19 protein-coding genes and 1 pseudogene are annotated in these 16,404 nt (G+C 60.9%); 15 read left to right on the top strand and 5 right to left on the bottom strand.

The features are described from left to right. The first annotated feature begins 22 nt into the window (after nt 1-22). From JBE38_RS08640 to JBE38_RS08630, 3 genes are all read left to right on the top strand, one after another. Nucleotides 23-964 (top strand): fimbrial protein, encoded by a 942-nt coding sequence (locus JBE38_RS08640; RefSeq protein WP_161547713.1) that lies wholly within the window; start codon nt 23-25, stop codon nt 962-964. Nucleotides 965-982: 18 nt separating this feature from the next. Beyond that, the gene (locus tag JBE38_RS08635; protein WP_205344132.1) at nt 983-1,510 is read left to right on the top strand and encodes a fimbrial protein; all 528 of its coding nucleotides are present in this window, start codon (nt 983-985) and stop codon (nt 1,508-1,510) included. Nucleotides 1,511-1,601: 91 nt separating this feature from the next. Next, nucleotides 1,602-2,558 carry a fimbrial protein gene (locus JBE38_RS08630; protein ID WP_205344131.1) on the top strand — a complete coding sequence of 319 codons (957 nt, stop codon included), beginning with the start codon at nt 1,602-1,604 and terminating at the stop codon, nt 2,556-2,558. Nucleotides 2,559-2,625: 67 nt separating this feature from the next. On the opposite strand, the gene JBE38_RS08625 is transcribed toward JBE38_RS08630, so the two are convergent. The 3 genes from JBE38_RS08625 to JBE38_RS08615 form a co-directional block, all read right to left on the bottom strand. Continuing rightward, on the bottom strand, nt 2,626-3,561 hold the full coding sequence (locus tag JBE38_RS08625; RefSeq protein ID WP_205344130.1) for a phasin family protein: 936 nt from the start codon (nt 3,559-3,561) through the stop codon (nt 2,626-2,628). 12 nt (nt 3,562-3,573) lie between these two features. Continuing rightward, entirely contained in the window at nt 3,574-3,996 is a 423-nt protein-coding gene (locus JBE38_RS08620; protein WP_060754558.1) for a phasin family protein, read from the bottom strand. Nucleotides 3,997-4,100: 104 nt separating this feature from the next. Continuing rightward, nucleotides 4,101-4,376 (bottom strand): polyhydroxyalkanoic acid system family protein, encoded by a 276-nt coding sequence (locus JBE38_RS08615; protein WP_060754559.1) that lies wholly within the window; start codon nt 4,374-4,376, stop codon nt 4,101-4,103. Between the two features lie 144 nt (nt 4,377-4,520). Here JBE38_RS08615 and ubiE point away from each other — a divergent pair, with 144 nt between their 5' ends. The 12 genes and pseudogenes from ubiE to JBE38_RS08560 all read left to right on the top strand — a co-directional run bounded on the left by ubiE (nt 4,521) and on the right by JBE38_RS08560 (nt 14,670). Then, on the top strand, nt 4,521-5,291 hold the full coding sequence (gene ubiE / locus JBE38_RS08610) for a bifunctional demethylmenaquinone methyltransferase/2-methoxy-6-polyprenyl-1,4-benzoquinol methylase UbiE (RefSeq protein ID WP_060754560.1): 771 nt from the start codon (nt 4,521-4,523) through the stop codon (nt 5,289-5,291). Beyond that, on the top strand, nt 5,291-5,914 hold the full coding sequence (locus tag JBE38_RS08605) for a ubiquinone biosynthesis accessory factor UbiJ (protein WP_090367308.1): 624 nt from the start codon (nt 5,291-5,293) through the stop codon (nt 5,912-5,914). Before ubiE ends, JBE38_RS08605 begins: the two co-directional genes overlap by 1 nt. After that, nucleotides 5,911-7,515: a ubiquinone biosynthesis regulatory protein kinase UbiB gene (gene ubiB / locus JBE38_RS08600; protein ID WP_090367310.1), complete on the top strand. Its 1,605-nt coding sequence runs from the start codon at nt 5,911-5,913 to the stop codon at nt 7,513-7,515. Before JBE38_RS08605 ends, ubiB begins: the two co-directional genes overlap by 4 nt. A gap of 41 nt (nt 7,516-7,556) precedes the next feature. Then, complete coding sequence (hisI, locus tag JBE38_RS08595) at nt 7,557-7,949, top strand: phosphoribosyl-AMP cyclohydrolase (protein ID WP_090367312.1); 393 nt, start codon at nt 7,557-7,559, stop codon at nt 7,947-7,949. 2 nt (nt 7,950-7,951) lie between these two features. Next, nucleotides 7,952-8,284, top strand: coding sequence for a phosphoribosyl-ATP diphosphatase (locus JBE38_RS08590; protein ID WP_090367314.1), 333 nt, complete (start codon nt 7,952-7,954; stop codon nt 8,282-8,284). Between the two features lie 25 nt (nt 8,285-8,309). Further along, a complete protein-coding gene (locus tag JBE38_RS08585) occupies nt 8,310-8,588 on the top strand; it encodes a twin-arginine translocase TatA/TatE family subunit (protein ID WP_060754564.1) in 279 nt (92 codons plus the stop codon). A 10-nt stretch (nt 8,589-8,598) separates the two neighbouring features. Beyond that, nucleotides 8,599-9,000: a Sec-independent protein translocase protein TatB gene (gene tatB, locus JBE38_RS08580; RefSeq protein WP_060754565.1), complete on the top strand. Its 402-nt coding sequence runs from the start codon at nt 8,599-8,601 to the stop codon at nt 8,998-9,000. Then, nucleotides 8,997-9,788 carry a twin-arginine translocase subunit TatC gene (gene tatC, locus JBE38_RS08575; RefSeq protein ID WP_060754566.1) on the top strand — a complete coding sequence of 264 codons (792 nt, stop codon included), beginning with the start codon at nt 8,997-8,999 and terminating at the stop codon, nt 9,786-9,788. Before tatB ends, tatC begins: the two co-directional genes overlap by 4 nt. Continuing rightward, nucleotides 9,785-10,492: a 16S rRNA (uracil(1498)-N(3))-methyltransferase gene (locus tag JBE38_RS08570; protein ID WP_205344129.1), complete on the top strand. Its 708-nt coding sequence runs from the start codon at nt 9,785-9,787 to the stop codon at nt 10,490-10,492. The genes tatC and JBE38_RS08570 overlap by 4 nt, the downstream gene beginning before the upstream one ends. Nucleotides 10,493-10,718: 226 nt before the next feature. Next, nucleotides 10,719-11,777, top strand: a pseudogene (locus tag JBE38_RS27980) (methyl-accepting chemotaxis protein); the annotation flags it as partial. Beyond that, complete coding sequence (locus tag JBE38_RS27975; protein ID WP_425312350.1) at nt 11,763-12,635, top strand: methyl-accepting chemotaxis protein; 873 nt, start codon at nt 11,763-11,765, stop codon at nt 12,633-12,635. The pseudogene JBE38_RS27980 and the gene JBE38_RS27975, both read left to right, overlap by 15 nt. A gap of 127 nt (nt 12,636-12,762) precedes the next feature. Beyond that, nucleotides 12,763-14,670 (top strand): methyl-accepting chemotaxis protein, encoded by a 1,908-nt coding sequence (locus JBE38_RS08560; protein WP_205344128.1) that lies wholly within the window; start codon nt 12,763-12,765, stop codon nt 14,668-14,670. Nucleotides 14,671-14,673: 3 nt separating this feature from the next. Here JBE38_RS08560 and JBE38_RS08555 read toward each other — a convergent pair whose 3' ends face one another. Together JBE38_RS08555 and JBE38_RS08550 are read right to left on the bottom strand one after the other, a co-directional pair. Then, complete coding sequence (locus tag JBE38_RS08555; RefSeq protein ID WP_060754570.1) at nt 14,674-15,408, bottom strand: amino acid ABC transporter ATP-binding protein; 735 nt, start codon at nt 15,406-15,408, stop codon at nt 14,674-14,676. Further along, nucleotides 15,401-16,360: an amino acid ABC transporter permease gene (locus tag JBE38_RS08550; RefSeq protein WP_060754571.1), complete on the bottom strand. Its 960-nt coding sequence runs from the start codon at nt 16,358-16,360 to the stop codon at nt 15,401-15,403. Before JBE38_RS08550 ends, JBE38_RS08555 begins: the two co-directional genes overlap by 8 nt. Nucleotides 16,361-16,404 lie beyond the last annotated feature (44 nt).

Raw genomic sequence — 16,404 nt, 5'->3', positions numbered from 1 at the left:
ATTTCCGAGGACGGGACTGACGATGAAACACCCTACCCTGCTGGTTTCGACACTGCTGGCCCTTGGCATACCGGTCGCCGCCCAGGCGAGGTGTGACCGATTCCAGAACGATACGTTTACCTTGAACCTGCCGGCGACCATCACCGTGCCGGACAGCCTGCCGGTTGGCAGCGTCATCACTCGCGTGGCTTTCAACGGTACGGCACCCGACTACTTTGCCGAGTGCAGCGTTGCCACCCATAGCGGGGTCTGGGGTCGATATACCCGGCTGCAACACCCGGGGACTGACGCTTACCACACCGAAGTTGCAGGGGTAGGCCTGCGTATCACGATGACCTGGGCCGGCGGCGGAGGCCCGGCAGCCTTTGCACTTTATGACCAAGGCTACCAACAGGTGTACGGGAAGATCCCCAGCTTCACCTCAGCGGAGGCCACCTTCTACAAAATCGGCGCGGTGACCACCGGGACGATCCCCAGCGGAAGGTTCTGGGAAAAACACTGGGTCATCACTCCAGAGCGGTTTCAACTGCAACTCGCCAGCCCGGTCCGCTTCGTCAGGCCTGCGGCCACTTGCGACCTGGCAGCCGGCGACGTCAACCGCACCATCACGCTCCCGTCCATCCAAGTCAGTGCCTTGAAAGACGAGGTCTACGCCGGCGCACAGAACTTCGACCTGACAGCCAACTGCACCGATGCAGGCAACGTCACGTTCAGTATCACCGGCACTCCCGCCCCCGGGAACGACTTGCTGTTCGCCAACACCGGCACCGCCGCGGGTATAGCGCTGTGGCTGTACTCACGCATCAACGGCGTCCCACAGACCCTTAGCAACCATGGCACGCGCACGCTGGTGGTTACCGGCAATCGCGCAATCCTGCCGCTCGGTGCGGCTTACCACAAAAACGGCACGGTCAGTTCGGGCACGCTCGCCAGTACTGCCACCGTCAACATCACCTACAACTGAAATAACAAGGACTACCTGATGAGCTTTCGAACCCTGCCCATAGCACTGGCAATCACCGCAAGCCTGGCTGCCAATGCCGCACACGCCGCGACCACGGGCACCCTCAACTTCCGGGGCCAGGTCAACGCCGGTACCTGCAACCTCGCCGCTGGCGATGTGAACCGCAACATTACCCTGCCAACGGTCAAAATATCTGACTTTGATTCGGTCAATTTCACAGGAGCGCACAACTTTGAAATTTCCGCCGACTGCGAATCGGATATTCGCAACGTAGTTTTCCTGTTTGCCGGCACTGTTTCCGCCGGCAACGGGCTGTTGTTTGCCAACACCGGCACTTCAGCCGGGACGGCGTTGTGGCTTGCACACCGCGCCGCCCCCCACACCACAATCCCCGCCAACGGCACTCCCGCCCAACGCAGCCGAACGATACCGACCAGCGGCAACAAGGCAGTGTTGCCACTTCAGGTCGCCTATCACAAAACCGGTGTGCCGATTACCCAAGGCACCCTGGTCAGCGCCGTGACGGTGTCCATCACTTACAACTGACGAAGGTCTGGCATCCCTCCAACCTTGATCACGGCACTGCGTGAACTGTGGACCACCAGTGCCGACGCCTATTTCGTCACGAGAACAGAAGATGAAGCACGGTTTCAAATCTCTTTGCGCATTGTTGGGCCTCGGTTTGCCAGTCGCCGCCCAGGCGGCCTGCGATCGCTACCCCAACATGCAACACAGTGTGACCTTTCCCAGCACCATTACCGTGCCGGAAAGCCTTGGCATCGGCCAACTGATCACCAGCCAGACATTTGCAGGGCCCTACCCGACGTTTTATATGAATTGCCACTCCCCTACCCCGACGTTTCTCACAGGGCGGTTCACGTCCGCAATCTCGGCGCCGGGAGGGCTCATTTATCACACGAATGTTCCTGGCATCGGCATGCGCGTCATGGTCACGCTGACCTCCGGCGCGCCCTATTCCGCAAAGCTCATGACCGAAAGCCTTGTCTCGGCTCCTGGAAGGATTCTATGGGGGGCTACCCGGCTGGTTGCGCAGTTTTACAAGCTGGGGCCGGTGACAACCGGCACTTTGCCTAGCGGTGAAATCCAGCATAACAACTGGGATGGAGGCAGAGGCCATTACCGGATGATCCTCAATACCTCCATACGCTTCGTCAATCCCGCGTCTACCTGCGACCTGGCCGTTGGCGATGTGAATCGCACGATAATCTTGCCCACCGTCAGGGTTTCCGACTTCAACCACGCCAACTCCACCGGAGTGCATCCCTTCGAACTGACCGCCCACTGCGAACCTGGGATCAGGAATGTGAGCTTCCTGTTCTCGGGTACGCCGTCAACCGGGAACGGCGCGCTGTTCGCCAATACGGGAACTTCAAGAGGAACGGCGCTCTCGCTGTCCCACCGCAACGTCGCGTACATTCCCGCCAATGGGTCTGCGGCCCAACGCACCCGCCAAATCCCGACAAGCGGCGCGAGAGCGGTGTTACCCATGAACGCGGAGTATCACAAAACCGGGGCCGCGATCACTCCAGGAACCCTGGTCAGTACCGCGATCGTTTCCATCGCTTACGACTGATGAAGTTTGAGCGCGCATAAAAAATGCCCGACCTTTTCAGGCCGGGCATTTTCAGGTCCCGGTAAAATCAGGACTGACTGGATGGCGCCGGCGTGGCCGGCGTTGCAGTCGTAGTTGTAGCAGCAGACGCCGGCGCGGAAACCGAGTTGGCGGTGGAGGCGGTTGACGCAGGTGCCGTGGCAGGCTTGGCCGCGACTGCCGGCTTGGGCGCTGCTGGTTTCTTCGCTACGGCCGGTTTTTTAGCGGCGGCGGGTTTGGCCGCCGGCTTGGCAGCGGGTTTGACGGCTGCCGGTTTGGCGGCAGGTTTGGCGGCAGCGGTTTTAGTCGCGGGCTTTGCAGCCGGTTTTGCGGCGGCCTTGGCGGCGGGTTTAGCGGCAGGTTTGGCAGCGGCTTTAGCGGCCACGGGCTTGGCGGCAGGCTTGGCGGCCGGTTTTGCCGCGGCGGTTTTGGCGGCGGGTTTGGCCGCTGCTTTTACCGGGGCCTTGGCGGCAGGTTTGGCGGCGGCTTTTGCCAGAGGCTTGGCGGCCGTTTTCGCCGCAGGCTTGGCCGCTGCAGTTTTAGCGACAGGCTTGGCAGCCGGTTTGGCGGCTGCGGTTTTCGCCGGAGCCACTTTCGCGCCGGTGAGTTTTTCGATTTGCTTGGTCAGGGTATCGACCTTGCTGTGCAGCGTCTTCAGTTCTGCTTTGCTGGGTACGCCCAGCCGAGAAATGGCACTGTTCAGACGCTTGTCGAACGTTTCTTCCAACTTGCCCCAAGTATCAGAAATACTGGACTTGGCGGAACCGGCAGTGGCCTTGGCCGCCTCGACTTTCTTACCTACGGTGGTCTTGGTCAACTTCTCGGCCTTCTCGCCGTCTTTAACCAGGGTCTCGAAGTATTTACCGCCGTCACTGCTAACCTTCGAGTACACGCCTAAACCAGCAAGCCAGATCTTACGGGAATATTTTTCAACCTCCCCGATCCACGAGCTGCCTTCTTTCTGAGTTTTCTTTTGAACAGCCATCCCGTTGTCTCCTTAATGTTTACGCGCGACACGTTCGAGCAATGCCGTCAGCTCTTCGAGCTTAGCAGAGAGTGTCTCAACGTCATGTTTAGACGCAATGCCAATCCGATTCAAGGCACTTGCAACACGCGTGTCAAAGGCTTTTTCAACTTTATCCAGTTGAACTTCGACCAGGCCTTTGACGCTCGAGACATTACTCTTTACTTGGTCAATCTGACTGTTGGCAGCATCAAGTTGTTCAACCACAACTTTTTTGCCTTTACTTTCAACATGTTGACCGGTCTTAACCAGCTCTTTGAAGTACTCGCTGCCCTCGCTGCCGACCTTGGCATACGCACCAAGACCCGCCAGCCAGATCTTGCGGGCATAGCTTTTAACGTCACTCAGGGCAGTGGACTGTACGTCGTTTTTTTTCTTCAAAATAACTTTGGCCATGGTGCACCTCACGCAAAATAGGGTGGAGGAACAGCCCACAGGAGTTGAGGGCCTGGGCACAAAGTAGGGAGAAAAATTAGAATCGGCACCCTAAGCGCGGTGAATCAAGCCAGCGCCTTATCCAGCGCCTTCTCGATTTCGGACTTGATAGTGCCACTCATGGCCGACATCAACAGGCCCAGTTCCACATCAATGCGCAGCGATTCATCAGCCACTAATACAGTGCCTTTAACCCCCGAGCGCTTGAGGTTCAAGGTATCGCCGGACCATGAAGGTTCCAGGCCATATTGCTCCTTGAGCTTGTGCGCCAACTTCTCGGCCTTCGCCCGCGCGCCCTCTTTACCCAAGGTGTGTGCACGTTCAACGGTAATACGGGCCATTGCAATGACTCCTCTTTATAGCGAGTGGAACACCTGCCATGCGGCAAAAGGTCTCGGTGACCGCCTATCTTACCTTCAGCCTTGCCAAGACAAAGCAGGTCATGGGGATTATCATGTCCCGCATTCTCTTTTGGTGACAGCGATATGACTGATCAGCGCAAAGGCAGCGATGCCGAACCCACCACTCACTTCGGTTTCAAGAACGTCCCGGAAAGCCAGAAAGCGGAAAAAGTCGCTGAGGTGTTCCACTCCGTGGCCGCCAAGTACGACCTGATGAACGACGTGCTGTCGGGCGGCATGCACCGCCTGTGGAAACGCTTCACCATCGAACTGTCGGGCGTACGCGCCGGCAACCGTGTGCTGGACATCGCCGGCGGCACGGGCGACCTGGCGGCCAAGTTCTCCAAGCTCGTCGGCCCCACCGGCCAGGTGGTACTGGCGGACATCAACGGTTCGATGCTCAAGGTCGGTCGCGATCGCCTGCTGGATAAAGGCGTGGCCGGCAATATCGAATTCGTCCAGGCCGACGCCGAAAAACTGCCGTTCCCGGATAACCATTTCGACTGCGTGACCATCGCCTTCGGCCTGCGCAACGTCACCCACAAAGAGGACGCGATCCGCTCCATGCTGCGCGTGCTCAAGCCGGGTGGTCGCCTGTTGGTGCTGGAGTTCTCCAAGCCGACCAACGCGCTGATGTCCAAGGTTTACGACACCTACTCCTTCGCCTTCATGCCGTTGATGGGCAAGCTGATCACCAATGACGCCGAGAGTTATCGTTACCTGGCCGAATCGATCCGCATGCACCCCGACCAGGAAACCCTGAAGTCGATGATGGTGGAGGCCGGTTTCGACCGCGTGACCTACCACAACATGACCTCGGGTATCGTCGCCCTGCACCGCGGCATCAAGCCCTGATGTTGTTCGCCGGTCTTCTCGCCAGCGTGGAACACGGCATCAACCGTGTCTTGCGCCTGGACAGCACCGCCCTGGCGCGGCTCGCGCACCTCAACGGCAAGATCATTGCCGTCGACTGCCGCAGCCCCGCCTTGCAGTTGTTTATCCTGCCCGGCGATGAAGGCTTGCTGCTCGCCAGCCAATGGGCCGCCGAGGCCGACTGCACCCTGCGGGCGCCGGCGTCGAGCCTGTTGCACCTGGCCTTGAGCCGCAACAAGACCGCCATCCTCCACAGTGCCGAAGTGGAACTGGAAGGCGACAGTGCGGTGCTGATGGACTTGGCCGCCGTGCTGCAAGACCTGGAACTGGACTGGGAATACGAGCTGTCGCGCTGGATCGGCCCCGTCGCCACCCAGTTGATCAGCGGGCACCTGCGCAGCCGCTCGCGCTGGTACCAGCAAGGGTTCGCCAGCCTCAACCAGAACCTTGCCGAATACCTGAGCGAAGAATCGCGCACCCTGGTCGGGCAACGGGAAGCGCAAGCGCGCTTTCGTGAACTCGACAAGGCCAAAATCGACCTGGAACGCCTCGAGGCCCGCTTCGAGCGCCTGAGCCGTTCCCTTGATCCAAGCGATAACGCATGAAGCTGCTCGCCGTCCGCCGTCTGTTTCGTATCCAGCGCGTCGTAGCCCGCTACCGCCTCGATGACCTGCTGTTTGCCCTGCCCCTGCCGTGGTTTCTTCTGGCAGTACGCTATGTGCTGCCGTGGCGCTGGTTGCCGCGCAAGCAGCTGGAACTGAGCCGTGGTGCGCGCCTGCGCCTGGCGTTGCAGGACCTGGGGCCGATCTTCATCAAGTTCGGGCAGATCCTCTCCACCCGCCGCGACCTGCTGCCGGAAGACATCGCCGACGAACTGATGCTGCTGCAGGACCGCGTGCCGCCGTTCGACTCGCAGCAATCGGTCAAGCTGATCGAAGAACAGCTCGGCAAAAAGATCAGCGAAGTGTTCAGGCGCTTCGACATCGAGCCGCTGGCATCGGCCTCGGTGGCGCAGGTACACGCCGCACAGCTCAAGACCGGTGAAGAAGTGGTGGTGAAGGTGATTCGCCCCGGCCTCAAGCCGATCATCGGCCAGGACCTGGCATGGCTGTTCATCCTCGCCCGCGCCGCCGAGCGTTTCTCCGCCGATGCTCGCCTGCTGCACCCGGTCGACGTGGTCGCCGATTACGAAAAAACCATCTACGACGAACTCGACCTGCTGCGTGAAGCCGCCAACGCCAGTCAACTCAAGCGCAACTTCGAAGGCTCGCCCTTGCTGTATGTGCCGCAAGTGTATTGGGACTGGTGCCGTCCCAAAGTACTGGTGATGGAGCGTATCTACGGTGTGCAGGTCACCGACCTCGCGACCCTGGCGGACCAGCGCACCGACATGAAGATGCTCGCTGAGCGCGGTGTGGAGATCTTCTTCACCCAGGTGTTCCGTGACAGCTTCTTTCACGCCGACATGCACCCGGGCAACATCTTCGTCAGCACCGTGAACCCGTGGAACCCACAGTACATTGCGATCGACTGCGGCATCGTCGGCAGCCTGACCCCGGAAGACCAGGACTACCTGGCGCGCAACCTGTTTGCCTTCTTCAAGCGTGACTACCGCCGCGTGGCGCAACTGCACATCGATTCGGGCTGGGTACCGGCGGAAACCAAGCTCAACGAATTCGAAGCGGCGATCCGTACCGTCTGCGAACCGATCTTTGAAAAACCGCTGAAAGATATCTCTTTCGGCCAGGTGCTGATGCGCCTGTTCCAGACCGCACGGCGCTTCAACATGGAAGTGCAGCCGCAGTTGGTGTTGCTGCAAAAAACCCTGCTGAACATTGAAGGGCTGGGGCGCCAGCTGTACCCGGACCTTGACCTGTGGAACACCGCCCAACCGTTCCTGGAACGCTGGATGCGTGAGCGCGTCAGCCCGAAAACCCTGATCGGCAACCTGCACAGCCAGTTCGAACAACTGCCGCACCTGGCCAACATGACCCGTGACCTGCTGGAGCGCATGTCCCAGCCCCACGCCCATGACCCGGCGCCACCCTGGCAGAAGCGCAAGGACGACTGGTTCCTGCGCCTGTTGGGCGCCGCGCACCTGGTGGGTGGCGTGATACTGGCCATTGGCGGGCCACTGAATGAGTTGGGCCACTGGCCAGCCGGCATCATGGTCGCCGTGGGTGTGTATCTGATCGTGCGTCGATAGCCGATCCGGTTATACACTGTCGCAAATTGCCGGAGCCGAACATGAAAGACTGGTTGGACGAAATCAAGTGGGACAATGACGGCCTGGTACCGGCCATCGCCCAGGACTACAAGACCGGGCGCGTGCTGATGATGGCCTGGATGAACCGCGAGGCCCTGAGCCTCACCGCCGCTGAGCAGCGCGCTATTTACTGGTCACGTTCGCGTGGCAAACTGTGGCGTAAGGGCGAAGAGTCCGGCCATGTGCAAACCCTGCACGAGATACGCCTCGACTGTGACGCCGACGTGGTGATCCTGATGGTCGAGCAGATCGGCAACATCGCCTGCCACACCGGTCGTCACAGTTGCTTCTATCGCGTGTTCGAAGACGGCGAATGGAAAATTGTCGAGCCGGTGCTCAAAGACCCGCACGCCATTTATTCCCCAGGACACTGAACATGAGCGATACCCTGAACCGCGTGGCCCAGGTACTGGAAGACCGCAAGGGCGCGGATGCCGACAGCTCCTATGTCGCAAGCCTGTACCACAAGGGATTGAACAAGATCCTGGAAAAGCTCGGCGAGGAGTCCATCGAAACGATCATCGCCGCCAAGGACGCGCAGATCAGCGGTGATTACAGCGATGTAATCTATGAAACCGCCGACTTGTGGTTCCATAGCCTGGTCATGCTCGCCCAACTGGGGCAGCATCCGCAGGCCGTACTGGATGAACTGGACCGTCGCTTCGGCTTGTCCGGGCACGTCGAAAAGGCCTCGCGCCCGTCCGCCTGAATAACTTTCACAGAGGAATTGCAGCATGGGCATTTTTGACTGGAAACACTGGATCGTCATTCTGGTGGTGGTGGTACTGGTGTTCGGCACCAAGAAACTCAAGAACCTAGGCACCGATGTGGGCGAGTCGATCAAGGGCTTTCGCAAGGCCATGAACGACGACGAAAAACCGGCCGACCCGGTCGCCACTCCGGTGCCGCCAGCCCAGCCGGTACATCCGCAGGCCACCCAGCCGATCACCGAGCGTCGGACCTTCGACGTGCAGGCTGAAAAAGTCGAAGAGCCGACCCGCAAAGACTCGTGAGCACTGACTAATGTTTGGTATCAGCTTCTCTGAACTGCTACTCGTCGGCCTCGTGGCGTTACTGGTGTTGGGGCCTGAACGCCTGCCCGGTGCCGCACGCACGGCCGGCCTGTGGATCGGGCGCCTGAAACGCAGTTTCAACGCCATCAAACAGGAAGTTGAACGGGAAATCGGCGCCGACGAGATCCGCCGCCAACTGCACAACGAACACATTCTGTCGTTGGAGCAGGAAGCCCGGAAAATCCTGTCGCCGGTACAGGAGCCGGCTAAGCCGGAGGAGCCTGCGGCCCCGAACAGCATCGCGCCCGCACCCGTTGCACAAGCCACGCCCGCCGCGCCAACCGAGCCTGCGCCGACGCCCGTTGCGTCGCCCGCGCCCCATGACCCTACATTGCCGCCGCGAGCCCCATGAGCGCTGATAAACCGGAAAACGACCAGCACATGCCGCTGGTCTCGCACCTCACCGAGTTGCGCACCCGCCTGCTGCGTTGTGTAGCGGCCATCTTCATCATCTTTGCCGGGCTGTTCGCCTTTACCCAGCAAATCTACACCTTCGTCTCCACGCCTCTGCGCCAGTACCTGCCGGCTGGGGCAACGATGATCGCCACCGATGTGTCGTCGCCGTTCCTCACGCCATTGAAGCTGACCATGATGGTGTCGTTGTTCCTTGCGATCCCGGTGATCCTGCACCAGATCTGGGGCTTCATCGCGCCGGGCCTGTACAAGCATGAGAAGCGCATCGCCGTTCCGTTGCTGGTGTCGAGCATCCTGTTGTTCTACACCGGCATGGCGTTCGCGTATTTCCTGGTGTTCCCGCTGATCTTCAAATTCTTCGCCGCAGCCACGCCGGCCGGCGTGGAGATGATGACCGACATCACCAGCTACCTTGATTTCGTGATGACGCTGTTCTTCGCCTTTGGTGTGGCCTTCGAAATTCCGGTGGCCGTGGTGCTGCTGGTATGGATCGGCGTGGTCGACGTCAAATACCTGAAGAAGATCCGCCCGTACGTGATCATCGGTTGCTTCGTGGTCGGCATGATTCTCACCCCGCCGGACATCTTCTCCCAGACCTTGCTGGCCGTGCCCATGTGGATGCTGTTCGAGATCGGCATCCTGTTCGGCAGCCTGATCAGCAAGCGCGAAGACCAGCCGGATGACCCGCCCGTCGACAACGACCAGCCGCCAGCCACCCAGCCATGAACCTGCTGTTGCTGGAAGAGGCCGACTTTATCGCGGCCGACCGGGTGGTGCTGCGTGATCGGCGCCTGGTGCATATGCAGGAAGTCCACCGCGCTGCGGTGGGCGACAGCCTGCGCGTGGGGCGCATCGGCGGCCTGATGGGCAACGCCCAGCTGTTGCGCCTGGAAACCCGCGAGGCCGAGCTGCAAGTCAGCTTCGACCAGCCCCCGCCGGCCAAACTGCCCCTGACCCTGCTGCTGGCCCTGCCGCGCCCGAAAATGCTGCGCAGGGTCCTGCAAACCGTGGCTGCCATGGGCGTGCCCAAGGTCGTGCTGGTCAACAGCTACCGTGTAGAGAAAAGCTTCTGGCAGACGCCGTTCCTGGAACCTGAAGCGATCCGTGAGCAATTGATCCTGGGCCTGGAACAGGCGCGGGATACGGTGTTGCCCGAGATCATTATCGAAAAGCGCTTCAAGCCGTTCGTTGAAGACCGTTTGCCCGCCATGACCGCAGGCACCCTGGGCCTGATCGGCCACCCCGGCAATTACCCGGCCTGCCCGCGCGGGCTGGATGAGCCGGTGACACTGGCCATCGGCCCCGAGGGCGGCTGGATTCCCTACGAAGTGGACCTGCTGACCCAGGCCGGATTGCAACCGGTGCAACTCGGCGCACGTATCCTGCGCGTCGAAACGGCGGTCACCGCCCTGCTCGCCCGCCTGTTCTAACAACACCCTGTAGTGAGCGGGCTGGCCCCGCGCTGGGGGGCGAAGCCGCCCTAACCAAGGACGCCGCGGTGATTCAGAAAGACCGCAGCGCCTGAGTTTGGGGCGGCGTTGCCCCCAAGCGCGGGGCAAGCCCGCTCACTACAAACTCCAGTTTTCCTACAGGTATAGCCCGGCCGGCCGATAGCCTTTGAATAAGTCCAAGCCTTGTTCCAAAGGAGATCGCAGCATGTATCGTTGGTTAGCCGAAAAATTGGGGAATGTGAGCGTCAATCGCAAGCTGGGCGTAGGCTTCGGCTTGGTGTTGATCCTGACGCTACTGATCACCTTCACCGGCTGGACCGGCCTGAGCAACGTGACCAGTCGTGGCGACAAACTTGGCTTTATTTCCAGCCTCAACAGCCTGACCAAAGACCTGCGGCTGGCACGCCTGGACTTCGAGATGCGTCGTGGTGAACAAGGTACAGATGCGGTCAATGGCTTGCTCACGCAGTTGGACAGCGGCCTGAAAACCGCCCTGGATCTGATCGAACAGCCTAACGACAAGGCGCTGGTCGAGCAGCAACTGGAGGCTCTGAATCAATACAAAAAAGCCTTCGCCGCCATGGTCCAGGCCGGTCTGAAGCGTGAAGGCGCCCGCAGCCAATTGGGCGACACCGCTGACAACGCCGTGGCCAAGATCAATGAAATCGAAAAAGCCCTGCTGCAAGGCGACAGCGTCGCCCAGTTCAATAGCGTGGTGGACTTGAGCAAGCTGATCCAGCAATCGCGCTTTCAGGTTCGCGGCTACACCTACAGCGGCAAGACGGAGGCCGAACAGCCGGCCCTGGATGCCATCGACAACGCCCTGAAAAAAATCAACCAACTGCAAGGCCAATTGCCGGAGCCGTATCAGGCCAACCTGCAAGAAGCCGGCGTGTCGCTGCAAGCCTATCGCGCTGCCGTCAGCCAGTATCGCGACGCCCAGGTTGCCAGCGCGGCGGCCATGGCGACCATGAAGGCCCAAGGCGATATCCTGTTGGGCCATAGCGAAAAGCTCACCACCTCGCAAACGGCAGTGCGTGATGCTGACGTCGTACAGGCCAAACAGCTGTTACTGCTGGCCACCGTGCTGGCACTGATCTTCGGCATCATCGCCGCCATGGCCATCACCCGCCAAATTGTCATCCCACTGAACCAGACGCTTAAAGTCGCAGAGCGCGTAGCCTCGGGCGACCTGAGCCACAACCTGGACTCGATGCGCCAGGATGAACTGGGCCAGTTGCAACGCGCCATGCAAAGCATGACCGTGGGCCTGCGTGAACTGATCGGCGGCATCAGCGACGGCGTCACGCAAATCGCCAGCGCCGCCGAACAACTGTCGGCCGTGACCGAACAAACCAGCGCCGGGGTCAACAGCCAGAAGGTCGAAACCGACCAGGTGGCCACCGCCATGAACGAAATGGCTGCCACCGTGCAGGAGGTGGCGCGCAACGCCGAGGAAGCGTCCGAAGCCGCCGTGGCCGCCGACCAACAGGCGCGTGAAGGTGACAAGGTGGTCAGTGAAGCCATCGACCAGATCGAGCGCCTGGCCACCGAAGTCGGCCACTCCACTACCGCCATGGGCGATCTGAAACGCGAAAGCGACAAGATCGGCAGCGTGCTCGACGTGATCAAGTCGGTCGCCCAGCAAACCAACCTGTTGGCGCTGAACGCGGCAATTGAAGCGGCGCGCGCCGGTGAAGCCGGACGCGGTTTCGCGGTGGTGGCCGATGAGGTGCGCAGCCTGGCCCAACGCACCCAGAAATCCACCGAAGAGATCGAAGAACTGATCGTCGGCCTGCAAAGCGGCACCCAGCAGGTGGCCAGCATCCTGGACAACAGCCGTGGCCTGACCGACAGCAGCGTCGAATTGACCCGTCGCGCCGGCAGTGCGTTGGCGAGCATCACCCGCACGGTCTCAACCATCCAGGCGATGAACTCGCAGATCGCTACCGCCGCCGAGCAACAGAGCGCCGTCGCCGAAGAGATCAACCGTAGTGTGCTGAATGTGCGCGACGTGTCGGAGCAAACGTCGTCGGCCAGTGAAGAGACCGCCACCTCCAGCGCAGAACTGGCGCGCCTTGGGATCTACTTGCAGACCTTGGTCGGGCGCTTCCGCGTCTGACCCTTTGCTGCGGCGGTCGATCAAGGCCGCCGCAATTTGTGAAACGTCCTACGCAGTTATCAGCCCGCCAACACCTCGAATCGTTTTAGCGTTTTAACCGAACGCTTTTTCTGATTGGAGGCTCATCATGTTTTCTCGGCTGACCCACTTGCTGGTCAATGCCAGCGTCCGTCTCAAGCTCATCCTGGGATTCGGCCAAGTGCTGATCCTCAGTCTCCTGATCGCCATGACCGGCTGGCAAGCCTTGAACACCGCGCTGTATCACACCAGCAGCCTGACGGTGCTAGGACGATTGGCCGTCGACACAGAAGCCATGCGCGCTGATCGTATCGTTTACCGCACCCTGACGGACGCCGACAGCCTGGCCAAGATGGCCACCAGCATCGAACAAATCGACGCACACCTGGCCGACCTTTCAAGCCGCTTGAAAGACCCCGCCGACCTGCAGCGCTTGCAGGAGGCAACGCGCTGGGTCGCGGATTTCAAGGCCGCCCTGGTGCAACTGCCGCCCTTGATCGAGCAACGCGAGAGCATTCGCCCCGCGCTCAAAAGAACGGCGCTGCAAGCCAGTGAGACGCTCGTCCAGCTCGCCGGCGCATTACCCGACCCGGAAGACGGCAACGCCCATGGCGCCATCGAGCAGTTGCGCCAGGCCATGGAGCAGGCCGAGGAGCGTGTGCAAAGCCCGGCATGGGCCGCGCAATCATTGCAAGCCTACGCCGAGGCCATTGCCAAGACGCTCGACGCGCTGGAAGTCGCCCAAGCCGTAGTCACCACCTTGCCTGTCGACTCGGCGCAGCTCAAAACCGACCTGGCCACCTATCGCGAGCAACTCACCCGGCTCAAGGACGCGCAGCTCAACACAGAAACCGTGCAAAACCGCTTTGAACAACAACTCAACCAGCTACGCGAGCAAAACCTTGCGCTGATTGAAGGCCAGAACGCCCAGGGGGATGACGCCGCGAGCCACACACGTTTCCTGCTGATCAGCGTCACCGTGACAGCCTTGCTGCTCGGCGGCCTGGCCGCATGGTGGATCGCCCGGCAGATTGCCGTACCGCTACGCGCAATCCTCACCGCTGCCCATCGCGTCGCCGACGGCGACCTGAGCCACGACACCCAGGCCGACCGCCGTGATGAGCTGGGCCAATTGCAACAGAGCATCGGGCAAATGACCCGCAACCTGCGCAACCTGATCAGCCGCATCGGCGACAGTGCCCGGCAGATCGCCAGTGCGGCCACCCAATTGTCCGCCGTCACCTTGCAAACCCGCACGGGCGTGAACAACCAGAAAGACGAAACCGACCAGGTGGCCACGGCCATGAATGAAATGCTCGCGACCGCCCATGAAGTCTCGCGACACGCCGAACAGGCGTCGGCCGCCGCCCAGGAAGCAGACCAACAGGCCAGCGCCGGAGAACAGGTGGTCGCGCAGGCGGTGGAGCAAATTGGTCACCTGGCGAGTGAAATGGCATTGTCCAGTCGCGCCATGCTCGCCTTGCAGCAGGAGAGCCAGAAGATCGGCAGCGTGCTGGATGTGATCAAATCCGTGTCCCAGCAAACCAACCTGCTGGCGTTGAACGCCGCCATCGAAGCGGCGCGCGCCGGGAGTGCCGGAGAAGGGTTTGCCGTGGTGGCCGATGAAGTACGCAGCCTGGCGCAACGCACCCAGGAATCAGCGGAAGAAATCGAAGGGCTGATCCTGGACCTGAACAAGGGCACCGAGCAGGTGGCGCAGATTCTGGACAGCAGCCGAAACCTGACCGACACCAGCGTCGGCCTGACCCGCGATGCCGGTCAAGCGTTGGCGGCGATTGCGCGCACGGTGTCGATCATCCAGGACATGAACCCGCAGATTGCCGCCGCCGCCGAGCAGCAAAGCGCGGTGGCCGAGGAGATCAATCGCAGTGTGTTGAAGGTGCGGGATGTGTCGGAACAGACGGCGACCGCCAGCGAAGAAACGGCGGCCGCCAGTGTTCAGTTGACGCGGCTGAGCCTGGATTTGCAGACGCTGATCGGCAAATTCAGGCTCTGACGCTTACAGGACCTGGCGTAAAAACGCTTGGGCCCGCGGGTCTTTGGGGGCATCGAAGAACTCGGCCGGGGACGCGTCTTCGAGTAACTTGCCGTGATCGAAGAACAGCACGCGGTCGGCGACTTCGCGGGCAAACCCCATCTCGTGGGTGACGCAGACCATGGTCATGCCTTCCAGGGCCAGGGTCTTCATCACGTCGAGCACTTCACCGACCATTTCCGGGTCAAGCGCCGAGGTGGGTTCATCGAACAACATCACCTTGGGCTCCATCGCCAGGGCGCGAGCAATTGCGACGCGCTGCTGCTGGCCGCCGGATAACCGTGATGGAAACTCGTTGGCCTTTTGCGCAATACCGACTTTTTCCAGCAGCGCCAGGGCCTTGGCCTCGCGCTCTTTCTTGGCGCGCTTGCGCACGACCTTTTGCGCCAGGCACAGGTTTTCCAGCACGGTCATGTGAGGGAACAGGTTGAAGTGCTGGAACACCATGCCGACTTCACGCCGATAGGCGTTCACATCGGTTTTCGGATCAGCCAGCTGCAGGCCGTCGATGCTCACCGAGCCCGAATCGAACGTTTCCAGGCCATTGAGACAGCGCAGAAAGGTGGACTTGCCGGAGCCCGACGGGCCGATCACCACCAGCACTTCGCCCTTGGCCACTTGGGTGGTCACGTGGTCCACCGCGCGCACGACCTGGCCACGGGTATCGAAGACTTTTACCAGATCGCGGACTTCAATCACTTTGCGCGAGCCTCCGCTCAAGCCGGCTGGCCATTTTCGACAGCGGCAGGTTGATCAGCAGGTACAAGCCTGCCACACAGAACAGGATTTCAAATGGCGAGAACGAGGTGGTGATCACCTCCCGGCCGCTTTTGAGCAATTCGGTAATCGCAATCACCGACACCAGCGAGGTGTCCTTCACCAGGCTGATAAACTGCCCGGCCAAGGGCGGCAACACGCGCTTGAAGGCTTGCGGCAATACCACATGCCGCATCGACTGGCTGACACTCAACCCCAGGGAGCGCGCAGCTTCGTTCTGACCACGGGCGATGGACTGCACACCCGCACGAACGATTTCCGCCACATAGGCGCCGGTAAACAGTGACAACGCAGCCACCCCGGCGAACTCCCGGGACAGGTTGAGCACGGTGCCGATGAAGAAATAGAAAATGAAGATCTGCACCAACAACGGCGTTCCGCGCACCAGTTCGACGTAGATCGTCGACAGATCGCGCAACGTCGGGTTGCTGGAGAGACGGCACAAGCCGGTCGCCAAGCCGATCGCCAACCCGAGCACTCCGGAGACCACCGATAACCACAAGGTGGTCCACAAGCCCCACATCAGCGGGCCCAACGCCCAGTGGCGGGTCACGCCGACCACATCGCCCTCGGCTACGTCATCGCCACGTGCCACTTGCAGGCTGTTGTCGGCCACGCTCAGCTTCTGCTCTACACCGGCGTCGTTGCGCAGGGTGACTTCAGCCACATCGCCCTTGCGCACCAGTTCAACGACGGTGGAGATATCGGCGGCACGCTGGGAGGTCTCGGCCTGGTAGGCGAAGTACTGCGGTACGCGGTTCCAGCGCCACTCGTAGGACATCAGCGAAGTGGCGTAGTACAAGGCGCCAGCCAGGCCGACCAGCACGACCACGGTCAGCAGGTGCCAGGGCCATTGGGCTTTTTTCTGTTTCATTTCACTTTCCGGGATATGTGTCGCCTGTGAGACCGCCTTCGCGA

This window comes from Pseudomonas sp. ICBG1301 (assembly GCF_016918385.1).
In the GTDB taxonomy this organism is placed as follows: Bacteria; Pseudomonadota; Gammaproteobacteria; order Pseudomonadales; family Pseudomonadaceae; genus Aquipseudomonas; species Aquipseudomonas palleroniana.
The sequence above is the reverse complement of the archived record's forward strand: the minus strand, read 5'-3'. Positions and strand labels throughout refer to the sequence as shown.